A 23,541-nucleotide genomic window follows, 5' to 3' on the forward strand; every position below is an offset into this window, starting at 1 on the left:
CGTCATCGCGTCGGAGGCTGCGCACGATTTCGCGGCCCAGAGACATTATGTCCGAGGTAGTCCCGCCAACCTGCGTCGGGGGAGTAGAGGAAGTACCTGACGTATCCATCGATGTATCCAAGCTCGTCTGTGTGGGGGTGGTAGTAGGAGTCTCTGGACGGACGACGGAGGACGCGGACCTCCACGATCACGTCGGACTCCGTTGCCTTTGCCAGCCGGGTGAGAAAGTCCGGGCGCACGCGTAGGCGGTTGCCCTCAGGACCCGATCGCTCACGGCCTCCGCTCTTGTCTGCCCAGGTTTCTGATTCGGCCACCACCGCGTCGTCTAGGGTCCAGGTGAGTTCGTCGGCGTCAGTCTTCAGCTGCAGCAGGGAACGAATCCAATCCGACGGTCGGTCGACCGGATATTCGACCGCCTCAGCTAGTGGGTCGTGGCTGTCTGTCCCGCCGTAGCGAGTCTCGTCTGTGACCCAGCCTCGTAAGTTGAAGGGTGTTTGGGCGATCTCATCCTCGGCGCCCGACCGCGGCAGCATGTCGCCTTGTAGAGAGGACGCAGTCTGAAGGGCAGACAGGAGTGCGGAAGCGGCCTCCCGTCCCACGAGAGCGGACGCGATAGAGATGGTTTCCCTCCCACCGTAGGTCTCGTTACTGGAGTACTGGTTGACCGTCACCCATCTTTCTTCACCGCGGAAGGCCTGTTCGAGATCCCCGGCGCTGACCTTCCAGGGCCAGTAGGCTTCCGACACTGATGAATCGTGTCCGAGACCGTTGGGCATGGGCCTTCGTACGTCTGCAATCCACCGTCGGTCCGGTCGGCGAAGCGTGCGCTCGGACCACCAGCGGTCGAAGGCCGATTGTTCGTCGCCCTCGCTCTTCAAAGGCGGGTTGGTACGCAGTAGACGGCCCGCCACGGTGAGAGCTGCGTGGTGTGAGAGGTAAAAGTCAAGATCGTCCGCTCTCGGCCATTCGCCGTGATGCGACCAGGTTTCTCCGTCAGCGTACGCAGCCGCTGCGCGTCGGGGATCGGCATCCAGTTCGGGCCTGCCACGCCATTCCCACTCGTTGAGGATGACGTCGCTGGTGTCGGCTAGCACATCCGAATGATCGACTCGGAAGCTAGTAGAAAGCGGTCCCAGGTGGTGCTCGTCGAATTCCAGGTCGAAACGGAACTCAGATCGGGGTGCCCCTGGTTGGAACGGTTTCGGCGTATGTGGCATGTCCGCCCAGGGAACAATTGTGGCGGGCATTGGTGTGATCGTTGAGGCTTCTACGAGGGTTGTGTCGTCGATGAGTTTGGCAATGTGAGCGATCGTTTCCTGGATTCGGAGATGATCGCGGAACTCGTCCTGCAGAAGGGCAACGAGTGGAAGGAGCGGAGCAGCGTTCGCGGCGCGGGTTATCCCAGCTCGCTCGGTCGCGAGCAGCATGCTGTCGATGGCGTGCATGCGGTAGAAGGGAAACTTGGTCTCGACGTATGCGCTGGGATCCGTCGTGACCGCCGAGATGAGCGCACTGGTGAACTCTGAATCTGCGGTCTCGAGGAGGAACCGCACGGAGTGCATGGCTCGCCATCGTGTGCCGATTTGGGGATCCGCCATTGCTGTCCACAGGAATGTAGCGACAGCGGAGGTCAATGTGGGCTGAGGCGGTACCACCTGAGGGGCTCGCCGCGAATTGAGTTCAAGATCGCGGTCTATCGAATTGAGCGTGGAGCTGAGAACTACGTTGCTTTCGGCAGGCGTCAGGTGCACCGCCACTGTGCTTGCGAGCTTGTAGCAGGTCTCGTAGGACGCGACTATTCGGGTTGGGTCGGCGGCCGCGAGCGCCTCGTGCAAAAGCTCGGTGTCTGATCGCCCCGTGATCGTCGACAAGTTGTGAAGATTCAATGGGTAGGCGCGCCCCAGGACTAGGTTTGTTGCCTCCGCGGTGAGCAAATGGCTGGCGAGGCTCCTCAGCTCGGCGGCGAAGGCGCCGCTGTTCGACTCGACCTGATGGAGCGCGATCAGCAACGCGCCACGGCGCGAGTTGCCCATGTCGGAGCTCGCACCGATAACTCGTACGATCGAAGCCCACTGCGACTGCGGTCGACGTCGCATTTCCTCCACGAATGCCGCGGTCGCCTCGGAGTAACCGATTGCATCCATCGCGCGGTCGATCTCGGGCACCATGTCCGTGCGCGTGAGGTCGGCCTCGGCGAGGCGCCGTCTGCCCTCCTCCGCCTGCGTCTGGCGTTTCCTCTGGTAATCCGTTTCGCCGTCGATATCGAGAGAGGAGCGAACTTTAGCCTCCGGTAGGGGCGGATCGTGCCGTTGTACGTGAAAGCGTGCGGAGACGGCCGCACCCAACACCTCTGGGTCGAGGTGGCGACCCAGACGCCATGAGAGGGACTGAATGGCATCGAACAGCTTTGCGTCGAGCTGTCCCCGGCGGGCAAGCGATGCGGTCGGCCCACTGAGATCGATCCGCTCGCACAACGGCGCGAGTGCCAGGGCAAGATGGGGCACATCGTCGAATAGCCCGCCCTGCACCAGTGAGTCGATCATGTAGCTCACGTCGCCAAATCGTCGATCCCGCCACTTGCTGACGAGAGCGAGTGCGTGCCGACCCGTCAGACGCTGCAGGGCTTGCAGAAGAGCCTCCGTGTCGAAGGCGTCGCCGAGGTAGGGCTGTATTGCCTCTGCCGTGTCAGCGAGGTGGGCGGCGAGGGCGAACCCCGACTCTTCGTCCTCAGCGTGCGTGACCTCGCCGATAGCGAGCACGGCGCGCCATCTGTCCCACGCATCCTCGCCCACGCGCGAGGCGACTGTCACGGCCCCTGAGAAGTAGTGACGTGCCTCTTCACGGTCGAAGGGGTAAGCCGCACGCGCGAGAGACAAGTAGTCGTCAATGGTCTGATCCGCGGTTTGCTTTTCCGCGTCGACCGCCTCGGCGACCGAACGCAGGCAGGCGTACGCGGCGTCGGCAAAGCGTTCGTCGCCGTGCAAACACTTCACTATGTCGGTTGCCAGATAGATGCCGGAGTGCTCGCACGCGTCGGCGACGATTCGACGGACTTCGTCGACCACCGCGTCGGATTGTGAGCCGCGCCCAATCTGGATCGCGGTCGTCGCGGCTAGCTTTCGGAAGAACCACCCGTCTCTGTTATGGCTCCTCGACGTGGGGAACTTCTTTAGGAGGGCGAGGGTCGCCGTGTCTTCTCCGCCGTCAGTGACCACTCGCGCCCAGTGTTGTATCCATGGCAGCACACTCAGCAGTCGTGCCCGGTCCTCTGCTCGCGAGTCCCTCGGCACCTTCCTGGCGTCGGCGGGCGGTGTTGGTGTTGGCGCAAGATCGTCGGCGGTGGTCTCTTCGCCGAGCAGATGGGCTCTCAACACGTATGCGTGGAGGAGTCCTGCGCGAGGACGACCGTAATCGCCACCAAGGTCATTCGGTGGCTTGTCTGGCAAGAATCGGTCTAGGAGCGTCGCGGCTTCCTGGCGCGTAGCTTTCCCGACCCGAACGGCGGTCGCGCTTATCCATGCGGCGCCCCGCAAGATCAGATCCGCGACGTCACGCTGATCGAAATCGCTTAGGTCATAGTCGGGTACTGCCCCAGCGAAGAGAAGCCATGCTCGATCGAGTTGCGGCGAACTCATGGCCTGTCCACGTCGCTGCTGCTCACCCGCAACAGCCAGCGCGACGGGCAAAGTCTCCGCTTCGGTGCCGATGGCCTGAACCGCGTGATCGCTCCCACGGTCAAGAAGTGTTGCGCTGACCACTTGTGTGATCTCAAGAACCCAGCTGTCGGGTTGCCAGCGTTCGATGTAACCGGCGCATGCCTTCGGCCCTTGGAGGCGCAAGGTTGCCAACGCGACGTGCGCGACCTGCCTCGCATCGATGCGGACATCGCTCGACACGGGCGCTGTTCGTGCGTAGGCGTGCAAAGCGTCGATGGCAATACGGAGCCGACTCCTGGCTTCGTCGAGTCGATTGTCCACCGCGAGCATTACGGCTTCTGCGCTCAAGGACGCACCCGGCCAGGGGCTGGGGAAGACGCGGGCTGCACGTAGTTCGTCGAGTGTTGCGCGATCGAGAAATTCTCCCGTGAGATCAGCCGCGTCGCGAAGGAGCGCGTAACGACGGTCCCCACTCGCTTGAGCTTGGCCGGCAACGATCGCAAGCTGAACGATGTCGGGGAGCCTGCGCAGTTTGAACGCGGCGAGCAAAGCGAATGAGGTTCGCAGTTGTGATACCTGCCGTTGCTCTATTTCAGTGAGCTTCGAGCCATTCGGCGTCGTGTTCCCCAGTTCCATCAGCTTGTCGTATTGCTGAGCTCCCCACAGCACCTGAGGAAGGGAGGCCGCGACGTATGCGTTGTCCTCCCCAACTGCGGTCAGCTGAGCAACGAGATCGTTCGCGGCAGCCGACGCCGAGGTATACCGCTGCCGGAAAAACGTCTCCGTAGGCTCGTCACGAAAGTTCACAGCTTCGTCCGTCACGATCAGGCCACGGCCGAAATCGGAGACAAAGCTCCGAATTAGTTCGGGGCTGCTCCCGCTCAAGGAGGCGAGGACACCGATGGGTATTCGGGGCCTCAAGATCGAAAGCAGTAGCCCAATCTTCTCCAAGGCGGGCTTGTCCGGACCCGCGAGTTCAAGGGTGTGCTCCAGCTGTGCCGCCAACAGATTGTCGAGGGCTTCACCTTCATGCGACGCCGCCGCGCTGAGGGCGCGAAGACATTCTTCCTTGGTACCGCTTCCCGCTAACGCAGATGCCTGCGTTCGTGGATTCCCAGAGGTTTGGCGATGGAACTCCGCAGCGTCCAGATCGCCCGCATCGGAGAAGCGCGCGCGGAGCATGGTCGCAGACTCCGCTAGCGAGAACTCGGGGAGAGGCACGGGCGTGACCGACGCAGGAGGCCGGAGTACCCCGGCGCGGTGCGGACGGCAAGTCAAGACGATGTGAACGTTTGGCGGAACCGGCAGGTGCCAGAGATCGTGCACGAAGGTGCGCTCTCCGGCGTGCTCCTCCGCGGCTATCGCGGCGTTATCAGCTGCATCTACGAGCAGGACCAGATGTCGACCTCTGTCGCGCTCCGTGAGGACCCTAGAAGCTTCGTCAAGCCGTTTCACGAAGGCCTTCGTGATCTCGGTCGGCTCTACACCGGGCGTGAGCACTAGCGGGAGGCAAAGCCCGTGTGCAGCCATCTCAGATGCGATTTGAACGAGCCCGTCGCGATGCCGATGGCGGTAAGTGTGCGCGGAGCGGTACCCGCCTTCGCCGAAGCAGTCATAAATCACGACGTCAGCTCGGTCCGCAAGGATCGAGGGCAACTGGGCGGCGAACGTGCTCTTGCCAGCCCCGCCGACCGCTGTAATGAGGGTTACCCCGTTGGCATCGACAACCTGATCCGCAAGATCGCGGTAGCACTGCCGCGTCATTGTGGAAGTGGACGGGGCCTCGAGCATCGAAGGGGCGGGCACGAGTTGGTCGACCGTGGCTTTAAACGCCAGCGCCACGTCGGCGATGCTCATGGGGCCAGTGATCTCGCCGCTGGCGCGAGCGCTGATCATGTCGAGCAGCAAGGTAGCGCTGGCGGGATCGCTTGCTCCCGAGAACTCCGCGGCAAGGACGTCGAGTTGCGCTCGCAGTATCTTCAGCCCGGGCGCATCGGCGTCGAGGGTAATTCGTCGAGCAAGCGCCGCCGCTGCTTCGAGAGTGGCGCCCAGCATGTCCTGCATTTTTTCCTGTGTGCTGCCGGACTTGGCCGTCGCGCCCTCAGATACGCGTCGGAGCGCGGCCCTAAGGCCGCTGCCAATCGGGCGGTTAGTGACGATGCTGTACTCGGTTGGAGTGCCCTCGGGAATCGCGAACCCCTCGTGACGCCGCCCATCGATAAGTGCGAATTTCTGCAAGGACGAACCAATGTCACTCAGCGTCATGTTCCGGCCGGCGCGCTGTGTTGAGTACTTCAACTGGCGTACGGCGACCCGATCCACAGTTGCATCATCGGTGCCGTAGTACTCGACGACATCAACGATTTCATCGCCGGGCACGGGGGATCCAGCGGATCCTTCGACCCACACCTCGCGGAGGTGAGAGCGTTGGTCCAACAGTCGCAGGGACTGAACGGCGGCCCAGATGTGGTGAAAGCGGTCGCCTTTCCGGCTGTCCTGCACGAGTGTGGCATAGCTTCTGTCGGTCGCTCCCTTGCTGCTCGTTGCCACTATTGCCTCCTGCCGACGGTCGTTGGATCGCGCCGAAAACGCGCCCACTGATGCCCCAATGTAGCCGGGAGGACGCTCACGGCACGCGTGTCGTTAGGTGGGTTTAGTGCCGCGAAGGGCGAGTAACTATGGGCTGGCGACCTGCGTCTCATGCGCAGCTCGCGCGGGGTCGTTGCACGCCGGTGCCTAGCCGGAGATGTGAACGCCACGCGGACTGCGACAAGCTCCTTCGGGTCAACGTGGCGCGGACGCGTCTCATGCGGGAGGGGAGAGGTCGGCCGCGGGAGCCTAGAGCATTTTCTTGACCGTTGCCGGATCTCTCTTCAACTGCCGGGCGATCTCCGCATACGTCGCACCGGACAGGTACAGCTCTTGTGCTCGACTGCGTTCGGTTGCCGTGATGGTTCGTCGCATGACCACGCCGGCAGCTGTAAGGTGCTGCGCGACGGTGTAGCGATGAAGCCCGTGCTTGCGTCCGAGCTCGTAGATACCGAGCCCAGCGCGGTAGTCCGCCACGAGTTGCTCACGCACGGCGGGTGTGACCTGCTTCACGTGCTGTGTCCCTGGTGGGGCGTGGCGGACGGCTCCACGGAGGACTTTGGCGATCTCACCCTTATGGAGCGCGGTTTGCAGCGCGAACAGGGGTTGCGAATTAATCGAAGGGGCTTCCGTTGGGGCCACCACAAGGATAATGATTCCCATTCGCAACAGGGGTGCATTCCGATCAGACAGGCCCACCGGTACATGCCGGTGGGCTTTTTGTCGTGTAGAACGACTGGCGCACACCCCTGTTGATCTGTTCGCATGCGGTTAGGGTCCTTGGCGCCGGTACGTCCGATCGAGCGTGATCTCACCTCTGTGGGACGTACCGGTGGTGTTGACCGGATTACAACGATCCAATGCCGTGAGCAGCGTTGTAGGGGAGGGATAGGCTCGGTGTAGTCTTGACTACCCGCTTCACGGTATCCATAATAGGGGCCACAATGGCGAGAAAGAAAAAGTCATACAGTGTCCATCTGCGGATTCCTGCAGAAATTCCGAAGGATCTTCTTCCTGTAGCTCAGGAGATAGACCGCTTGCATGAGAGTGTCCTCTGGAGCGCACAGGGCCAGTTCGAACAGACGAAACTGTGGCGCGGTCTCAATCTTGCATTCGGTTTACCTGCCGCGGTATTTGCCGCGATAGCGGGTGGGACTGGACTTGCCGCGGATGAAGCTACTCTGGTCCCAGGAGTGCTGGCATTGATTTCTGCTGGTTTCGGTGCGGCGCTCACGACCCTCAATCCATCTCGTAGAGTTTCACAATCTCAGGCTTCTGCGAATGCTTACCTTGAGATTCAGACGGATGCGCGGCAATTTCTCCTAATAGAGCTGGCCGATCTTTCCAAAAATGATGCACGCGAGCGCCTGGCTGGTCTCACGGAGCGACGTAACGAAGTAAACAAGACGGCCGATCCCCCCAGCCTCTTTGCCCGGAATCGGGCGAGAGTTGCCATCGTGAGGGACGGTGGCCAGTCTTACGAAGTTGACGAAGGTAAATAGGGTGGCTCGTACAGCGGCAGAAGGTTTCAGTCAATTTATCAGTCGGTTAACGTCGACCGCTGCGGAGCGCGCGGCGACCGCCTCTCACCGTGCTGCGATCAAGGCTAAGCTCGAAGGGAAGTACAAGCTCTATCGAATGTTTGAGAGCGGATCCTTCGCTCACGGTACGGGTGTACACGGGTATAGTGATGTCGACTACTTCATTTCATTGAATCAGAGTAGGCCCTCATTCTCCAGTTCGATACTTTCGTCTTTTCGTGAGACGCTCCTTGAGCGGTTCCCATCGACTTATATCCATACTTCTCGCCCAGCGGTCGTGCTGGAGTTCGGCGCGGGATACGAGCGAGTCGAGGTGATCCCCGCGTATCCGAATGAATCGGCGAACGGTTCGGATATGCGCTTTCGTATCCCGGGAGTGAACGATGAGTGGATGTGGTCAACCCCAGAGGCCCATAGCTCCTACGTCTCGGAGATCAACAATCGCGCGAAGATCAAAGGTGGCGCGAAATCCCTGGCGCGAATGGTCAAGGCCTGGAAATATGAGCGCTCCGTGCCGATATCCTCGTTCTATTTGGAAATGCGCGCAGCGGCATACATGTCAACCCAGGATTCGATAAGCTGGCCATACGATATTAGTCTATTCTTCAACAGCCTGGTCAGCCATCAGCTAGCCGGAATGAATGATCCAACGGGCGGCGCTGGACGCTTCGATGCGTGCTCGAGTGACGCAAATAGGCGCGATGCTCTATCAAAGTTGCAAACAGCTGCGTCGAGGGCGGCTAGGGCACTGGAGGCTTACAAGACCGGTCGTATCGACGTTGCCTTCGACGAGTGGGACCTGCTGTGGAACGGTAAGTTCCCTGCTTACTATTAGTGCCTCGGTCTCGAAACAGCGATCATCTCCACCGTCACCGTCTCCTCCGCGAGCTCTGGCTGTTCGTGCCCTCGATCTACTCCACGCTGCTTCCGACGCAGCAGTGGGAGGTGCACCGCCTCTACGAACCGAGTGAGTTCTTCGAAGACGATGATGAACTCCTCGCCTTCGTCAAGGCGTCGATCGCGAAAGAGCCGTCTCTGCCGAACCGGGTCGGTAAGCACTGGGAATTCACAACGCGCTGGTGACGGCACGGGTCTTGGGGCAGATCTCGCTGGACCGCGTGCCAACTCCCGCGTGGAAGAAGGGCTACGTCGTCCGAGTGGCTCCGATCGTGAACCCGCACCCGGACTACGACAAGCTTGCTTGGGCTTTCATGGAGCAGACTCGTCTCATGCGAGAGGGGAAGGGTCGGCCGGAAGAGCCAGAACCATCTTCTTGACCGTCGCTGGATCTCGTTTCAACTGTCGGGCGATCTCCGCGTAGGTCGCACCGGACAAGAACAGATTCTGTGCTTTCGTTCGCTCAACATCTGTGATGGTTCGTCGCATGACCACCCCGGCAGCCGTAAGGTGCTGGGCGATCGTGTAGCGGTGGAGTCCGTGTTTGCGTCCGAGCTCATAGATACCGAGCCCTGCGTGGTAGTCCGCCACGAGTTGGTCTCGGACGGCGGGTGTGACCTGCTTCATGCGCCGTGTCCCTGGTGGGGCGTGGCGGACCGAACCACGCAGAACCTTGGCAATCTCGCCCCTGTGCAGAGCCTCTTGGAGCGTCAACAGTGGCCGCGAATTAATCGAAAGGGCTTCCGCTGGGGCCACCAGATAGCCAAGAAGACCCCCGCTCCGGCGGGGGTCTTTCTCGTTGCGAGGAACGCGGCTGGCAGCCTTTGCGTCTCAGGCTTCGCCGTTCCCCTCGGCCCATCCGCCCGGCGCAGCGATGTTGAACATCCACGCCACGCCCCACGGATCGACGAGCTCGCCATAGAGGTCGCCCCACACCTGCTTCTCGAGAGGCTGAGTGACCTGGGCGCCCCGCTCGACGAAGCGGTCGTAGAAGCCGCGCACGCGGTCGGTCTCGTCACTCATGAAGGCGGCGTGCACGCGGCTCTTGCCCCAGCCCTCGGCGGGCTTCTCGAAGCCGTCGGCGCCCATGATCGTGAAGCCGTCGGCCGAGAGCTCGGAGTGCATGACACCGTCGGCCGGGGCGTCGGGGATGCCGAAGTCCGAGAACGTGTGGATCGAAAGCTCGCCGCCGAACACCGACTGGTAGAAGGTCATCGCCTCGCGGGCGGCGCCGGCGAACGAGACGTAGACAACGAGGGAGGTCGACATCGAGGCATCCTTCTCTCTGGCGGATTTGCCCTCACGATAGACCGGCCACGTTCGCCGCGGGAAGACCCGGATATGCTCAGGAAAAGCCCGCTCACCCTCCGAGGGAGAAGCCATGATCCTCGCCCACGACGTGTCGGGTTCCGGCCCGCTGCTCGTCCTCTTGCACGGCATCACCGAAGACCGGCGCAGCTGGGATCCGGTCGATCTGACCGACAGCTTCACCGTGGTCCGGGTCGATCTGCGCGGCCATGGCGCGTCGGCGGCGGAGGAGCCGTACGACATCCCGACGCTCGCGGCCGACGTTCATGAGACTCTGGCGCAGTTCGCCGAGAACGACGTGATCCCCGCGGAGCTGCCGGTGGTCGTCGGCCACTCCATGGGCGGCATCGTGGCGACGGCCTACGGCGCGCTCTTCCCCGCCCGAGCGGTCGTCAACGTCGACCAGCCCCTGCAGCTCGCGGGGATGCAGGGACAGGTGCAGCAGGCCGAGGGAATGCTGCGCGGCGAGGACTTCCCGCTGTTCATCCACGGGATGTTCGCGCAGATGGCCGGCGGCCTGGACGCCGATGAGCTGGCGCGGGTGAATGGCATCCGGTCTCCGCGGCAAGACGTGGTGCTCGGGATGTGGCGCCCGTTGCTCGAGGACTCGCCCGAAGAGCTGACGGAGCTGGTCAGCAGGCTGACGAAGATCCCGGCGGACGTCCCCTACCTCGTGATCACGGGGCTCGACGCGGGCCCCGAGTACGCGGCGTGGCTGCAGCAGGAGATCCCGCACACCGTGCACGAGGTGTGGCAGCCGCCGACGCACTACCCGCACCTCGTGGATCCCGCACGGTTCGTCCAACGCGTGGAGGCCTTCGTGCGGTAGGCGGCGATCGACCAAAGCGGGATTGCGCCCGCCCACGAATCGATCGCCGCCCGATCCTCACGCCGTCGCGCGGAACCGCTCGTCCAACTGCCGAGCGCTGGTGATCAAGTCCACCCCGTCCGGTCCCCAGAGGAGCTTCATGATCCGCGCCTCGTTCTCGGGGCTCTGGATCGCGCGGATGTCTCCCTCGCGTGCGCGGATCGTGTGCTCCGATGCGCTGATCTGCTCCGGGCTGCGTCCCGCGGCGAGCTGCAGCCTCTCAGGGAGGATCGCCGGCATGACGTCGTGCCAATCGTTGTAGGTCTCGGCGAGGACGTCCGTGGCGAGTGCGTGGCTCGGGTGCCAGTTCTTCTCCGCCACCTGCCGGTACTGCGCCATCATGTTGACGCCCGTCTCGAGATCGCGGAAGACGCTCTCGCGATGGCCGAAGTAGGGCGCGTACTTCTCGTAGAGTGCGTCGAGTTCGGCCATGCTGTACGGGATCTCGGCTTCCTCGGCGCCCACGAGTCGAAGGTAGGGCGCCATCTCGGCAACGTACTGGTCGCGTTCTTCGGGTGTGAGAGGGCGCGGTGGTTCGTCACCGTGCCAGGCGAGGTTCTCGTACGCGAGCAGCATCGCGTGCATCTCCGTGATCGCGGCCCACATCGCATCGCGGGATTCGGCCGCGGCGTAGCCACCGAGCGACGAATCGTCCGGGTCGATGACCGGACCCTGCACGTGACCGTGGATGCGATGCAGATGCGTTGCCATTCGGGTCGCGGTCTCGGTGTCGCCCAGCCACATCGGCGCGTGCATTCCCGAGTTGCGCTGGAAACGCTCGAAGAAGTCGAACCACGTGAACTTCCCTGACCTCGCACGACGCGACATCGGATCGGCATCCCGGATGCCGGCCGTGATGGGCTTGTACAGGAACTGGAGGACCGCTTGAGCGGGGCTTTCGAACACGATGATCGCGGGATGCAGAACGACCTTCCACGTGACGGACCCCGGACCGAACAGCCCGTGATCCACGGAGCCGTCGGCCGCGACGGACTTTCCCGCCGGCACGACCTCGCCGAACCGTCGCCATCTCGAGACATCGCCCCGCAGAAGTTCCTCGGTGAGGACGAACGGCGCGTTCGCCGCGCCGGCGGGAGGGAGGGTGGTGGTCATTGTCGACTCCTTCGTCACTTACGTACGCAAATCGTACGTAAGTGACGGTAGACCGTTCTTCCGCACGCCGCAACGGCGGACGCGTCGTCGAGACCGCCCTCGGTATCGTGGACCGCGTGGCGGAGACTCGACAGCGAACCGGCCGCCCTCGTGATCCCGAGATCAACGTGAGGGTGTTGATCGCGGCGCAGCGCGTCTATGCGGCGTCGGGCCGAGCGGGTCTCACCTTCGACGCCATCGCCCGGGAGTCGGGTGTGGGTAAGCCCGCGATCTACCGTCGGTGGGCGTCACCCGACGACATTTTGGACGAGGCTCTCCGCTCTCACGTGCTCGAGCCCGCTCAGACCGACGGGACGGACATCCGCGATCACCTTCGCGAGATCGCCCTATCGGTCTTGCGACTGATGTTCTCCGACCAGGGCAGCTTCGTGCTGCGCGTCAGCGCCGAACGGACGTCTCAGCCCGCCGTCTTCGACCAGTATTTCGAGCGGTTGCGCACGGTCATCCACGTCGGCAACCGCGGTCTGGTACTCGCGGCCATCGAGCGAGGAGAACTGTCGGATCACTGCGACGCCGACGTGCTGCTGCAGGCGATCACGGGTTCAGCGCTGGTCGGAACCCTGATGGGTTTCGCGCCGTCGCCCTACGAGGACCCGCTCGCCGCGGAGAACTACTGCGAAATCGTCGTCGATCAGGCCCTCCGAGGAGCGGGCCCCTCGTCGGCCTGACGTCCGTACCGAGCTCGTTTGGGTCGAACGCCGGCGCCGGGCGAACGGCATCCGCCCCGCTTACGCCCCCTGGAACGACCGCAACTGCGCGAGCAGGCTCGGCGCGTTGACGTCGAAGCGTTTTCCGCCGAGCACCACTCCGGCCGCGAGCACGATGAGGCCGAGCACGGGGCCCACGACGAACGCGATCCATCCCGCGAGGCTCGATCCCGAGAAGGTCGCGATCACGGCGGGGATCACCGTCGGCAGGCCGATCACGGCCACGAGGGCCCAGCACGCGAAGAACGTCAGGAACATCGAGAACGACGAGCCGGGCACGCGCTTGAACGGCGAGTCGCCCGGGGCCGGGGTGGGCACCACGAGGAACGCCGAGCTCACCGCGCTGATGCCGAAGCCGATGAGGGTCAGCCCGAGCGAGGCGCCGAGCACCGGCGGGAGCAGGTCCCACCGGCCCGAGATCCCGATCGTGACGAGATCGGCGAGCACGACGAGCGGGAGCGTGATGCTCGCGACGCCGAGTGTGCGCCCGAGCCGATCGGCGCGGCCCCGGATGCCGGTCTGCATGACGGTCGCGAAAGCCGTGCCGTCGTACGAGATGTCGGAGTAGGGGAGCACCCCCGCGAAGAACCCGACCAGCAGGCCCGAGAGGGCGAAGAACGGTCCGCTGACGTCCCACTGGGAGTAGATGAGCACGAGGATCGGTGCGAACGGGATGAGCAGCAGCTGCCGGATGTAGCGCAGATCGCGGGTCCACGACGTGAGCGAGCGGGCCCAGGTCGCCCCGACGGGGTTCGACGGCATGACGCCGAACCAGCCGAGCGATCCCGTCTTGCGCTTCGCCGTCGACCGGGCAGGCGGGGCGATGACGGATGCCGAGAGGTTGCGGAACCACAGCACCCACAGCATGCCGAGGGTCGCCAGGGCGATCACGAACTTCAGGATCGCGGTCAGCCACGAGCCGGTCGCGAGGTCGCCGGGCACGGCCCAGGCGGCACCGATCGGCGTCCAGGAGATCGCGCCCACGAGTGACTGCAGCTGCAGGCCCTGGGCGGTGGCGGACTGCACCGCGTTCAGGATGCCGATGAGGATCGGGCTCGCGAAGATCACCAGCGCGAATGCGAGAAGCCCGATCAGTTCCTTCGTGCGGCGTCCGCCGCCCATCCCGGATGCCAGGGCGGCGACGGTCCGCGAGGCGACGACGCAGATCAGCACCCCGATCGGGACGCACACGATCGCGGCGATCGCCGCTACCGGCTCATGTACCCACACGAGGAAGGTGAGCAGGCTGCCGACGACGGTCGCGAGGCCGCCGACGCCGGTGAGCCCGCCGGCGGTGATCGCGATCATCATCTGCGTCGTGGTCATCGGGAACGGAGCGAGCTTCGCGGGATCCAGGGTCGTGTCGACCCCGGTCGCGAAGATCGGACCGAGCACCCATCCGAGGATCAGCACGGCTCCCGCCCCGGTGACGATCGATCGAGCGACGTCGAATTCGAGGGTGCCGGCGAAGAACAACCCGACCGCGGCGAACAGCAGCATCCACAGCGCGCCGAGCACGCCGAAGATGAACCCGACCAACTGCATCGGGCTGCGCGCGAGGGTGTTGCCGAGGACGCGGAAACGGATCCTCAGGACTGTCGCAACCACTGCGGCCCCTCCGCGTGGTGGCGTCCGCCGACGAGCTCGACGAAGCGGTCCTGCAGGGTCTTGCCCGCGCGCACCTCGTCGATGGTTCCGGATGCCAGCAGCCGGCCCTGAGCGATGACGGCGACGTGATCGCACATGCGCTGCACGAGGTCCATCGAGTGACTCGACACGATGACCGTGCCGCCCGAGGCGGTGTAGCCGCGGAGGATGTCCTCGATGTTGGCGGCCGACACGGGATCCACCGACTCGAAGGGCTCGTCGAGCACCAGCAGACGCGGCGCGTGGACAAGGGCGCAGGCGAGGGCGACCTTCTTGGTCATGCCCGCGGAGTAGTCCACGACGGGGGTGCCGGCGGCCTCGGTGAGGTCCATGATGCGCAGGAGGTCGGCCGTGCGCGTGGCGACCTCGTCGCGCGTGAGGCCGAACATCATGCCCGTGTACGTCACGAGCTGTTCGCCGGTGAGCCGGTCGAAGAGCCGGACTCCGTCGGCGAGGTTGCCGATGAGCTTCTTGGCCTCCACCGGCTGCGCCCACACGTCGACGCCGTGGATGTGCACCGTTCCGGCGTCGGGACGCAGTAGGCCCGTCGCCATCGACAGCGTCGTCGTCTTCCCGGCACCGTTGGGGCCGACCAGGCCGTAGAACGACCCCGCGGGGACGCGGAGGTCGAGACCGGCAACGGCGACCTTCTCGCCGAACCGCTTCACGAGGCCCGTGATGTCCATCGCGGGGAGCGAATCGGTGGGGGTCGGGGGAGCGACCCCGTCGGGCAGGGCGGAGGGCGGCGGCACGGCGCTCGAGGAGTCGGTCACGTTCCGAACCTATCGGGCGCTCCGCCGCGCGGCGAGGCTCCCGCGCGGACGTCAGTAGCGGATCGCATCGATGACCTTGACCCGCACCGCGACGAGGGCCGGCAGCAGTCCCGCCAGGGCCCCCACCGCGGTGGCCGCGACGAGGCCGACGATCGCGGCATCCACGGGGAAGGGCGGGAAGTCGCTGACCATGCCCTGACCTACGAGGTCGCGCATCGCCGGTGACTGCACGATCAGGATCGCCGCCACCACGCCGAGGGCGCCCGCGACGACCGTGGCGACCACGCTCTCCATCATCACGGCGAAGAAGACCCGACCCGCCGTCGCTCCGAAGCTGCGTCGGATACCGATCTCGCGCACCCGCTGCTTGACCGTGACCAGGGCGATGTTGACCAGGCCCAGCGCGCCGAGCAGGAGGACGAGCACCGCGATCCCGATCACGACGAGCTTCGTCACCAGGAACGGGTCGTTGCCGTACTGCGCCCAGTCCTGCCGCGACACGTTCACCTCGGTGCCTTCGCCGAGGGCGGCCTGCAGGTCGCGCGTGACGGCCGCCGTGAGGGCGTCTGCGAGCTCGGGCGGCACCCACATCTCGTACTGGCTCTGCGGTGCTCCGCCGCCGCCGTACGGGTCCGCGGCAGCGGCGGCCGACCCGCGTTCACCGGTGGCGGCCTTCTGCATCGCCTCCGCGTGCCGCGCGAGCATGATCATCGTCGGCTCGGTCTCCCACGTGCTGGCGGGAGTCACTCCGACGACCACCGCGAGCGTGCCTCCGGCGGGGATTCCGGATGCCGCGCCCGGGACGCCGTCCCCACCGAGCGCCACAACCGGGTGGCTCTCGAGCGGCGGTCGGCCCATGCGGTCCCAGAAGACCTCGTTCACGATGATCCGCGGTGCGAGCTGTTGTTCGTCGGTCGGCGAGAACCACGAGCCCTCGGTCAGCTGGACGCGGTGCATCTCTCCGAAAGGCTGGTCGACGGCCTGCGTACCGACCTGGACCGCGCCCGTCGCGAACGGGACCATCTGGACGGTGTTCTGCACACGCGACGCGTAGGAGATGTCGTAGCGCTCGAGGACCTTGCTCCACGCGGCATCCATGTTCGCCGGGTCGATCGCCCCGTCCAGACGGAACGCCGAGACGTAGAGGGTGGCGGGCCTGCCGCCCTGACGTTCGCTGAGCTCCTGGTTCGCCTGCTGCACGATCGCGCCGAGGGCGACCACCGTGGTCAGCGAGCACACGGCCACGGCGACGCCGATGAGCGAGAGGAGCACCCGCGTGCGGTGCACGCGCACCTCTTGCCAGGCCTCGAGCAGGGCCCCGACGAAGCCGGTGAGCCCGCGCATCAGGACTCCCTCCGATCATCGGCGAACATGTCGAGCACGTCGGCTTCGTCTTCAGCCGCGTCACCGCTCGGCTCGACCGGTGCCATCTCGCGCATCTCGCGCCGTGTGAGCGGCTCGAACGCGGGATCGTCGACGGGCGTCAGGATGCCGCGGTCCAGGCGGAAGTGCCGGCGCGCGCGCCGCGCGATCATCGGGTCGTGCGTGATGACGACCTGCGCCGCGCCGGTGCGTTCGGCGACGTCGTCGATCAGTTCCATGACGCTCTGGCCGGTGTCGAGGTCGAGGGCGCCCGTGGGCTCGTCGGCGAGGATCAGGCGCGGCCCGCGCACGAGGGAACGGGCGATCGCGACGCGCTGCTGCTCTCCGCCGGACAGGCGGTCGGGCATGCTGTTCAGCCGGTGCCCGAGACCCACCAACTCGAGCATCTCGGCGGCGATCCGCTTGCGCTGCCAGAACGTCCGTCCCGACGAGTAGAGCAACGGCATCGTGACGTTCTCGAGTGCCGTGCGTCCCGCGAGCAGGTTGAACTGCTGGAAGACGAAGCCGATGGAGGCGCCGCGCAAGCGGTCGCGTCGAGCGCTCGAGTAGCTCTTCACCGGGCGGTCGTCGAAGCTGATCACGCCGCTGGTGGGAAGGTCGAGCAGACCGAGCAGGTTGAGCAGGGTGGACTTCCCCGAGCCGGAGCGGCCGACGATCGACACGTGGTCGCCCGGTTCGATGGTGAGGTTCACCCCGGAGAGGATCGTCAGGGCGGGCTGATCCGGAGGGATCACGGTGCGGGTGACGTCCTCGAGTCGGAGGAGGCTCACGACGCCGGTACCGACTCGCAGAACATCGTCCCATCGGGGTACGTGGTGCAGTTGTCTCCCGCGCCCGATCCCGCCATCGCGCCGGGGGCGAACTCGAGCACCTCTTCGCCCTCGGTCAATCCCTGCGTGATCTCGACCTGGGTCCCGTCCGTCAGGCCGAGGGCGACGGGGCGCTCCTCGGTCGCGCCGTCGGCCGTCGACACCCAGACCGTCCCGCTCTGGGCGGCCCCGCGGACGGCGGTGGTCGGGACGACGAGCACATTCTCGGCCTTACCGCCGGCGATGGTCATCTCGGCCGCGAGCCCGGCGAACACGGTGACCTCGCCGGGGACGGCGCACGTCACCGTCGTCCCGGAGCCGCCGCCCGAGGAGGAGGTGCCGCCGGCTGTCGACTCCCCGTCGCCGGCGCTTCCCGCGAGAGGCGTGACCAGGCGCAGGTTCGTGCACGTGAAGGGTGCGGGTCCGCCGGTGATGGCGACCGAGGCTTCGGTGGGTCGGTTGAGGAGGCGGTACTGCTGCGCGGCCTCGAGCGTCCCGGTCACCGAGAAGGTCGGGGGAGCGACGTTCCCCGCCGCCATGCCGACCGTGACGTCCTGGCCCTCGAGCACCGCGAGGGAACTGAGTGTTCCGCCCGCGGGCGCCGTCACGTCCTCGTAGCGGAAGATCGCGGGCTTCGGCTTGCCCTCCTCGTCCACGCTGTCGGCAGGATCACGCTCGATCGGGACCTTGACGTTGAAGATGACGTCGCCCTGGTTGACCGCCGACCCCTGCGTGATGAAGATCCTGTTGACGACCCCACCGGCGGTGGACTTCACCGGAACCGCCGGGTCGGCCGCCACGGCCGCCGTGACGACGACGTCGTTCGTGATCGTCCCGAGCGCTGCCGGAACGCGCGGCTCGACGATCGCGCCCGTGGGCTCGGCGGGAGACGCGTCGGCCGGCCGATCCGGGAAGAACGCCAGCTTGATCAGAGCGGCCGCGACCAGCGCGACCAGAAGCAGACGCAGAATCGGGAAAACCCAGGTGCGTGCGATCCCCATGAAACCCCCCGGAGCGGTGATCGTCGTCGATGGACGCTTCTCACCCTAGGGGGAGGGACATATCGCGCACGTATCGCGTGTGGTCTCGCCGTCTGCTTCATCGAGGCAGCAGGGCCCCGGCGGAACGGTGTCCGCCGGGGCCCTGGCATCCGGGACCGATCAGTTCTTCGGTGGAGTGATGACGTGCGGCGTGACGTCTTGCAGTCCCACGCGCGCGTGCCGGCGCGAGTACGCGAAGTAGATCGCGAAGCCGATCGCCAGCCAGATGAGGAAGCGCAACCACGTCTCGACCGAGAGATTGAGCATCAGGTAGGTGCAGATCGCCGCCGACAGGATCGGAAGCACCGGGCTCAGCGGGACGCGGAATCCGCGCTTGAGGTCGGGCCGCGTCCGGCGCAGCACCACCACGCCGATCGAGACGAGCACGAAGGCCGAGAGGGTGCCGATGTTGACCATCTCCTCGAGGATGCCGACCGGCGTGAGGCCGGCCACGACCGCCACCACCGCGGTGACGATGATCGAGATGACCCACGGGGTGCGGAAGCGGGGGTGCACCTTCGCCAGAGCGCCCGGCAGGAGTCGGTCGCGCGACATGGCGAAGATGATGCGCGTGGCTCCGATGAGCAGCGTGAGCACGACGGTGGTGAGGCCCGCGACGGCGCCCGCGGCGATGACTGTGGCCATCCAGGTCTGGCCGTGGAAGGCGAAGGCCTCGGCCAGCGCGGCCTTCGGGTTGAGCTGGTCGTACGGGACCATTCCCGTCACGACGATCGCGACCGCGCAGTAGAGGATCGTGCAGATGACGAGCGAGGCGATGATGCCGATCGGGAGGTCGCGCTGCGGCTTCTTCGTCTCTTCGGCGGTCGTCGCGACGACATCGAAGCCAATGTAGGCGAAGAAGACGAGGGCCGCACCCGCGAGGATGCCGCCGACGCCGAACGTCGCCGGCTGCAATCCGGAGAGGAATTGCAGCAGAGGCTGGGTCAGGCCCGAGGTCGACTCGGTCGGGACGGATGCCGGGATGAACGGGTCGTAGTTCGCCGGGGCGATGAACATGATGCCCGCGATGATGACGAACAGCACGATGAACAACTTCACCGCGACGAGGACGAGATTCACCCGCAGCGATTCCTTGATGCCGATCGTCATCAGGCCGCCCAAGACGAGCACCAGGAGGATGGCCGGGACGTCGACGACGCCCCCCGAACTGATGCCCGCAGGCAGGACGACGCCGAGCTGCTGCAGGAAAGCCGAGAGATAGGCGCTCCAGCCCTGCGCGACGACGCTCGCGCCGAGGAACATCTCGAGGATCAGGTCCCACCCGATGATCCAGGCGAAGAGCTCGCCCAGCGAGGCGTAGGAGAACGTGTAAGCCGAGCCCGAGACGGGCACCGTGGACGCGAACTCGGCGTAGCACATCGCCGCGAGGCCGCAGGCGATCGCCGCGATGACGAAGCTGATCACGACGGCGGGACCGGCGACGTCGTGCGCCGCGCGCCCGGTGAGGGTGAAGATACCGGCGCCGATCACCACGCCTACCCCGAAGACGGTGAGGTCGACGGCGCTGAGGGACTTCTTCAGCCGGAACTCCGGCTCGTCGGTGTCGGCGATCGACTGCTCGACCGACTTCGTGCGGAATAGGCTCACGCGCAACTCTCCTAACGGGCGCTCTCGGTGCGAACGCCACGGGGGAGGATAGCGCTTCTCGTCGCTCGTGCCTATCGCCCCCTGAAGATGAGCGACAGGGTGTACCACATTCTTGAATGTCGCTGTCAATTGCATAAAAGGTGTAGCGTTTTAAGCATCATGGCAATCAAGCACATCACTCACCTTGTTGACGATCTCGACGGCTCCGTTCTCGAAGAGGGCGAAGGAAAGCAGATCACCTTCTCCGTCGAAGGTCGTGCCTACGAAATCGATTTGTCGAACCGCAACGCGGATAAGTTCTACAACGCCATCGCTCCTTTCGTCGACGCCGCGCGCTCGGTCTCGCGGACGACGACCACCTCGCGTCGCCCTCGTGCCGCACGCCGCGACAACGACCTGGACCTCGGCGCGGTGCGCGAGTGGGCGCGGGCGAACGGGCACACGGTGAGCGATCGCGGTCGCGTTCCCGCGACGGTGCTCGAAGCGTATTCAGCCGCCCAGTCCTGATCGTGCCGGGGGACATTCGCCCCGCAGCAGTGATCACCCCGGGTGTCGTCACGCAATTCGCCGCTCTCGACGCCCTTCTGGGTGGGTTGTATTCCACCGGTATCACCGTGGGCGACGCGCGCGCCCTCGGTGATACCGGCATCGGTTGCTGCGAGCGATTCGGTGGCGAGGTCATCGTGGTCGACGGCGAATTCTTCGCGTGCACCACGGACGGGCCTCCGCGTCGTATGAGCGACGACGAGACCATGCCGTTCCTCGACATGTGCTCTTTCGGGGATCCGCTCTCCCGCGCCGTCCGCGACCTCGACGGACCGGCGCTCGCGGCGGAGATCGACGGCGTCCTCGTCAGCCGGAACCTGTTCCACGCGATCCGCCTGGACGGCGTCGTGGCGCGGGTTCGCACGCGCCTCACGCCGCGCGAACAACCGCCGTTCCGACGTCTCGCCGAGGTCACCGCGGAGCAGATCGAGACCGTGTCGCACGACGTGCGCGGAACGGTCGTGGGGTTCTGGATGCCGGGCCTCTATCAGGGCATCACCGTTGCGGGTCTGCACCTGCATTTCCTCAGCGAGGACCGCGCTCTCGGCGGTCATGTTCTGGAGATCTCCATCCGTGAGGCGGTTCTGCGGGTATCCGCGTATGCGCGATTCGCGCTTCACCTGCCTACCGACGACGAATTCCTCTCGAACGAACTCACGCACGATGAGGACCGCCGGATCGGTGCGATTGAGGGCGGTGCTTCTCGCTCAGAGGGGTGAGGAGATGTGTTCCGATCGGCGGGTTAGTCGAGGGGTGAATTACCATTCTTTCGCCCCGTGGCTCCATAACGCCGGTCTTATGATCGCGGCATGGCCAAGAAGCACATCACACAGCTGATCGACGATCTCGACGGTTCCGTCCTCGAAAGCGGATCGACGATCACATTCTCTCTCGAGGGTCGCGCCTACGAGATCGATCTCTCTGAAAGGAATGCCGCGAAGCTGCGCGAGGCATTCGAACCGTTCACGACGGCGGCGCGCTCGATCGGCTCATCGAACCATGCCGCACATCGCGCTTCGCGCGGCCGTGTTCCTTCCTCTCGAGACCTCGCGGATGTGCGTGCCTGGGCGGAAAAGAACGGGCACTCCATCAATCCGCGCGGTCGCATTTCCTCCGCTGTTCTCTCGGCGTACGACGCCGCACACTGACCGAAAAGAATCCGGATGCCGCGAGAGCGCGGCATCCGGATTCTTCGTGTTCAGACCAGTGCGCCCGAGCTGGCGCCTTCGCGCAGGCGCTCCGCGGCGACTCCCTCGGCGGCGGCGAGCGGCGTGACCCCGCGCGATTCGGCTTCGTCGAAGATCCGGCGGAGGGTGTCGCCGATACCCGCCACGCGCGTCATGATCTCGTCGCGGGTTCCGCGCTGCTTGGCCTCGAGGTCGAGGTAGATGACCCCGCCGGCGTTCACCACGAAGTCGGGTGCGTACAGGATGCCGCGCTGCGCCAGCCGGTCGGCCCCGGATCGATCCGCGAGCGGGTTGTTGGCGGGGCCGCAGACCGCGCGGGCGTCCAGCTCATCGATGACCTCGTCGGTCAGCACACCGCCGATGCCGGCGGGGACGAAGACGTCTGCGGCGACCAGGTGCGCTTCGTGCGGCTCGACCCACGCGGCCCCGAGCTCGGCGGCGAGCGCGCGCTTGGCGGGATTCACGTCGGTGACCGTGAGCACGGCGCCCTCGGACGCGAGGCGGGCGGCGAGTCGGCTGCCGACCTGACCGAGTCCGGCCACGGTGATGCGGCGTTCGGCGACGTCGCGGACGCCCACACTCCGCTCGAGGGTGGCGATGAGTGAGGCGTAGACGCCGAGGCTCGTGGGGCCGGCGGGTTCGCCGGAGCCGCCGCCCGCCTCGGGCAGGCCCACGACGTGGGAGGTTCTCTCGCTCACCACGAGCATGTCGTCGGTGGTCGAACCGACGTCTTCGGCGGTGCGGTAGAGACCGCCGAGGCTTTCGACGGCGTCACCCAGGTCGAGGAACGCGGCGCGGCGTCGGTCGGGGTCGAGCACCGTGCCCGGCGGCAGGCCGATGACCGACTTCCCGCCCCCGGCATCGAGGCCCGCGGAGGCGTTCTTGAGCGTCATCGCCGCTGAGAGGCGGAGAGCGTCGCCGAGAGCATCGCTCCACGTGGGGTAGGTCCACAGGCGGGCACCGCCGAGAGCGGAGCCCAGCACCGATGAGTGGAGGGCGACGGCGATGAAGAGGCCGCTGCGGCTTCCCGTCACCACCTCCACGCGTTCGTGGGCGAAATCGGGCAGGGGCAGGGCGTGGGTCATCGCGATCCTTGTCGTCGGCCACCTTGTGGGTGGCGCTCTCCGGGTGCCGCGGCTTTGCGGCATCCGTCCTCCATTCTGACTCGCGCGCGCTCCGGGCGCGAGGGCGGCGCGCCCGTCGGTGTGCCGTCAGGCGGAGTTGGCGGGCGACACGCCGTTTGGGAGCGGCCGCTGCGGGCGTGTCGGGGGAGAACTCCGCCGGACGGACCGCGGCGCGCGTGGCTCTAGGCTGTCGGGCATGACCGACGCCCTCCCCACTCGCAGCCGTCTCGTCGCCGCATCGCTGGAGTCCGCCGGCATTGCGGGCACGATCATCGTCCTTCCGGATGCCGCGTCCACGGCGGCCCTGGCCGCTGCGGCCCTCGACATCGAAGTGGGGGCGATCGCGAACAGCCTCGTGTTCTGGAGCGACGACGAGCCCCTCCTCGTGATGACCAGCGGAGCGCACCGGGTGGATACGAGAGGGCTGGCCGAACGCCTGGGACGCGGCACCATCCGCCGAGCGACGCCCGAGCAGGTCCTCGCGGCGACGGGTCAGCCGATCGGCGGTGTCGCCCCGACGGGGCACCCCGCGCCGCTCACCACGATCGTGGACGAGGACCTGGCCGCGTTCCCCGAGATCTGGGCGGCGGGCGGCACCCCGCACACCGTGTTCCCCCTGACGTTCGACGAGCTCGTTCGCTTGACGGGCGGAACGGTCGCGAAGGTCGACTGAGCCCGCCGCGCG

Annotated in this window: 21 protein-coding genes; 9 read left to right on the forward strand and 12 right to left on the reverse strand. The window is 65.7% G+C overall.

Annotated features, from left to right (window positions below):
• Nucleotides 1–2: 2 nt before the first annotated feature.
• Together NS283_RS01165 and NS283_RS18805 are read right to left on the reverse strand one after the other, a co-directional pair.
• Nucleotides 3–6,206, reverse strand: coding sequence for a hypothetical protein (locus NS283_RS01165; protein WP_058595048.1), 6,204 nt, complete (start codon nt 6,204–6,206; stop codon nt 3–5).
• A gap of 288 nt (nt 6,207–6,494) precedes the next feature.
• A complete protein-coding gene (locus NS283_RS18805) occupies nt 6,495–6,758 on the reverse strand; it encodes a helix-turn-helix domain-containing protein (protein ID WP_058595049.1) in 264 nt (87 codons plus the stop codon).
• 431 nt (nt 6,759–7,189) lie between these two features.
• Here NS283_RS18805 and NS283_RS18270 point away from each other — a divergent pair, with 431 nt between their 5' ends.
• Genes NS283_RS18270 through NS283_RS01175 form a run of 3 tightly spaced genes read left to right on the forward strand, consistent with a single transcriptional unit; the run spans nt 7,190 to nt 8,869 of the window.
• Entirely contained in the window at nt 7,190–7,747 is a 558-nt protein-coding gene (locus NS283_RS18270) for an SLATT domain-containing protein (RefSeq protein ID WP_153003244.1), read from the forward strand.
• 1 nt (nt 7,748) lies between these two features.
• Entirely contained in the window at nt 7,749–8,621 is an 873-nt protein-coding gene (locus NS283_RS18515) for a nucleotidyltransferase domain-containing protein (protein ID WP_153003245.1), read from the forward strand.
• Nucleotides 8,621–8,869 carry a hypothetical protein gene (locus NS283_RS01175; RefSeq protein WP_058595050.1) on the forward strand — a complete coding sequence of 83 codons (249 nt, stop codon included), beginning with the start codon at nt 8,621–8,623 and terminating at the stop codon, nt 8,867–8,869. Before NS283_RS18515 ends, NS283_RS01175 begins: the two co-directional genes overlap by 1 nt.
• 144 nt (nt 8,870–9,013) lie before the next feature.
• On the opposite strand, the gene NS283_RS18520 is transcribed toward NS283_RS01175, so the two are convergent.
• Both NS283_RS18520 and NS283_RS01180 read right to left on the reverse strand, forming a co-directional pair.
• Entirely contained in the window at nt 9,014–9,310 is a 297-nt protein-coding gene (locus NS283_RS18520; protein ID WP_153003246.1) for a helix-turn-helix domain-containing protein, read from the reverse strand.
• 204 nt (nt 9,311–9,514) lie between these two features.
• Nucleotides 9,515–9,952, reverse strand: coding sequence for a VOC family protein (locus NS283_RS01180; protein WP_058595051.1), 438 nt, complete (start codon nt 9,950–9,952; stop codon nt 9,515–9,517).
• A 112-nt stretch (nt 9,953–10,064) separates the two neighbouring features.
• Between NS283_RS01180 and NS283_RS01185 the strand changes: the two genes are divergently transcribed.
• Entirely contained in the window at nt 10,065–10,820 is a 756-nt protein-coding gene (locus tag NS283_RS01185) for an alpha/beta fold hydrolase (protein WP_058595052.1), read from the forward strand.
• Nucleotides 10,821–10,877: 57 nt separating this feature from the next.
• On the opposite strand, the gene NS283_RS01190 is transcribed toward NS283_RS01185, so the two are convergent.
• Nucleotides 10,878–11,972 (reverse strand): oxygenase MpaB family protein, encoded by a 1,095-nt coding sequence (locus NS283_RS01190; protein WP_058595053.1) that lies wholly within the window; start codon nt 11,970–11,972, stop codon nt 10,878–10,880.
• A gap of 41 nt (nt 11,973–12,013) precedes the next feature.
• Here NS283_RS01190 and NS283_RS01195 point away from each other — a divergent pair, with 41 nt between their 5' ends.
• Nucleotides 12,014–12,700, forward strand: a complete 687-nt coding sequence (locus NS283_RS01195) for a TetR/AcrR family transcriptional regulator (protein WP_058595054.1) — start codon at nt 12,014–12,016, stop codon at nt 12,698–12,700.
• A gap of 60 nt (nt 12,701–12,760) precedes the next feature.
• Here NS283_RS01195 and NS283_RS01200 read toward each other — a convergent pair whose 3' ends face one another.
• The 6 genes from NS283_RS01200 to NS283_RS01225 all read right to left on the reverse strand — a co-directional run bounded on the left by NS283_RS01200 (nt 12,761) and on the right by NS283_RS01225 (nt 19,999).
• A complete protein-coding gene (locus NS283_RS01200) occupies nt 12,761–14,347 on the reverse strand; it encodes a hypothetical protein (protein WP_058595055.1) in 1,587 nt (528 codons plus the stop codon).
• Nucleotides 14,329–15,072: an ABC transporter ATP-binding protein gene (locus tag NS283_RS01205; RefSeq protein ID WP_058595106.1), complete on the reverse strand. Its 744-nt coding sequence runs from the start codon at nt 15,070–15,072 to the stop codon at nt 14,329–14,331. Before NS283_RS01205 ends, NS283_RS01200 begins: the two co-directional genes overlap by 19 nt.
• Before the next feature lie 138 nt (nt 15,073–15,210).
• On the reverse strand, nt 15,211–16,503 hold the full coding sequence (locus NS283_RS01210) for an ABC transporter permease (protein WP_058595056.1): 1,293 nt from the start codon (nt 16,501–16,503) through the stop codon (nt 15,211–15,213).
• On the reverse strand, nt 16,503–17,312 hold the full coding sequence (locus NS283_RS01215; RefSeq protein ID WP_058595057.1) for an ABC transporter ATP-binding protein: 810 nt from the start codon (nt 17,310–17,312) through the stop codon (nt 16,503–16,505). The genes NS283_RS01210 and NS283_RS01215 overlap by 1 nt, the downstream gene beginning before the upstream one ends.
• Nucleotides 17,309–18,352 (reverse strand): efflux RND transporter periplasmic adaptor subunit, encoded by a 1,044-nt coding sequence (locus NS283_RS01220; RefSeq protein WP_058595058.1) that lies wholly within the window; start codon nt 18,350–18,352, stop codon nt 17,309–17,311. The genes NS283_RS01215 and NS283_RS01220 overlap by 4 nt, the downstream gene beginning before the upstream one ends.
• A 159-nt stretch (nt 18,353–18,511) precedes the next feature.
• Nucleotides 18,512–19,999 (reverse strand): amino acid permease, encoded by a 1,488-nt coding sequence (locus NS283_RS01225; protein ID WP_058595059.1) that lies wholly within the window; start codon nt 19,997–19,999, stop codon nt 18,512–18,514.
• A 99-nt stretch (nt 20,000–20,098) separates the two neighbouring features.
• On the opposite strand from NS283_RS01225, the gene NS283_RS01230 reads away from it, so the two are divergent.
• The 3 genes from NS283_RS01230 to NS283_RS01240 all read left to right on the forward strand — a co-directional run bounded on the left by NS283_RS01230 (nt 20,099) and on the right by NS283_RS01240 (nt 21,693).
• On the forward strand, nt 20,099–20,506 hold the full coding sequence (locus NS283_RS01230; RefSeq protein ID WP_428838641.1) for a histone-like nucleoid-structuring protein Lsr2: 408 nt from the start codon (nt 20,099–20,101) through the stop codon (nt 20,504–20,506).
• Between the two features lie 2 nt (nt 20,507–20,508).
• Entirely contained in the window at nt 20,509–21,264 is a 756-nt protein-coding gene (gene budA, locus NS283_RS01235) for an acetolactate decarboxylase (protein WP_058595061.1), read from the forward strand.
• A 90-nt stretch (nt 21,265–21,354) separates the two neighbouring features.
• The gene (locus NS283_RS01240) at nt 21,355–21,693 is read left to right on the forward strand and encodes a histone-like nucleoid-structuring protein Lsr2 (RefSeq protein ID WP_058595062.1); all 339 of its coding nucleotides are present in this window, start codon (nt 21,355–21,357) and stop codon (nt 21,691–21,693) included.
• 50 nt (nt 21,694–21,743) lie between these two features.
• On the opposite strand, the gene NS283_RS01245 is transcribed toward NS283_RS01240, so the two are convergent.
• Nucleotides 21,744–22,817: a Glu/Leu/Phe/Val dehydrogenase family protein gene (locus tag NS283_RS01245; RefSeq protein ID WP_058595063.1), complete on the reverse strand. Its 1,074-nt coding sequence runs from the start codon at nt 22,815–22,817 to the stop codon at nt 21,744–21,746.
• Nucleotides 22,818–23,052: 235 nt separating this feature from the next.
• On the opposite strand from NS283_RS01245, the gene NS283_RS01250 reads away from it, so the two are divergent.
• Nucleotides 23,053–23,529, forward strand: coding sequence for a YbaK/EbsC family protein (locus NS283_RS01250; RefSeq protein ID WP_058595064.1), 477 nt, complete (start codon nt 23,053–23,055; stop codon nt 23,527–23,529).
• Nucleotides 23,530–23,541: the final 12 nt, after the last annotated feature.

It is taken from the genome of Microbacterium testaceum, from assembly GCF_001476285.1.
Classification (GTDB): Bacteria; Actinomycetota; Actinomycetes; order Actinomycetales; family Microbacteriaceae; genus Microbacterium; species Microbacterium testaceum_B.

Coding starts and splice junctions, on each gene's coding strand:
- NS283_RS01205 (WP_058595106.1), bottom strand. CDS start 15,072: ATGGACATCACGGGCCTCGTGAAGCGGTTCGGCGAGAAGGTCGCCGTT.
- NS283_RS01240 (WP_058595062.1), top strand. CDS start 21,355: ATGGCCAAGAAGCACATCACACAGCTGATCGACGATCTCGACGGTTCC.
- NS283_RS18270 (WP_153003244.1), top strand. CDS start 7,190: ATGGCGAGAAAGAAAAAGTCATACAGTGTCCATCTGCGGATTCCTGCA.
- NS283_RS01250 (WP_058595064.1), top strand. CDS start 23,053: ATGACCGACGCCCTCCCCACTCGCAGCCGTCTCGTCGCCGCATCGCTG.
- NS283_RS01185 (WP_058595052.1), top strand. CDS start 10,065: ATGATCCTCGCCCACGACGTGTCGGGTTCCGGCCCGCTGCTCGTCCTC.
- NS283_RS01210 (WP_058595056.1), bottom strand. CDS start 16,503: ATGCGCGGGCTCACCGGCTTCGTCGGGGCCCTGCTCGAGGCCTGGCAA.
- NS283_RS01220 (WP_058595058.1), bottom strand. CDS start 18,352: ATGGGGATCGCACGCACCTGGGTTTTCCCGATTCTGCGTCTGCTTCTG.
- NS283_RS01180 (WP_058595051.1), bottom strand. CDS start 9,952: ATGTCGACCTCCCTCGTTGTCTACGTCTCGTTCGCCGGCGCCGCCCGC.
- NS283_RS18520 (WP_153003246.1), bottom strand. CDS start 9,310: ATGAAGCAGGTCACACCCGCCGTCCGAGACCAACTCGTGGCGGACTAC.
- NS283_RS01190 (WP_058595053.1), bottom strand. CDS start 11,972: ATGACCACCACCCTCCCTCCCGCCGGCGCGGCGAACGCGCCGTTCGTC.
- NS283_RS01245 (WP_058595063.1), bottom strand. CDS start 22,817: ATGACCCACGCCCTGCCCCTGCCCGATTTCGCCCACGAACGCGTGGAG.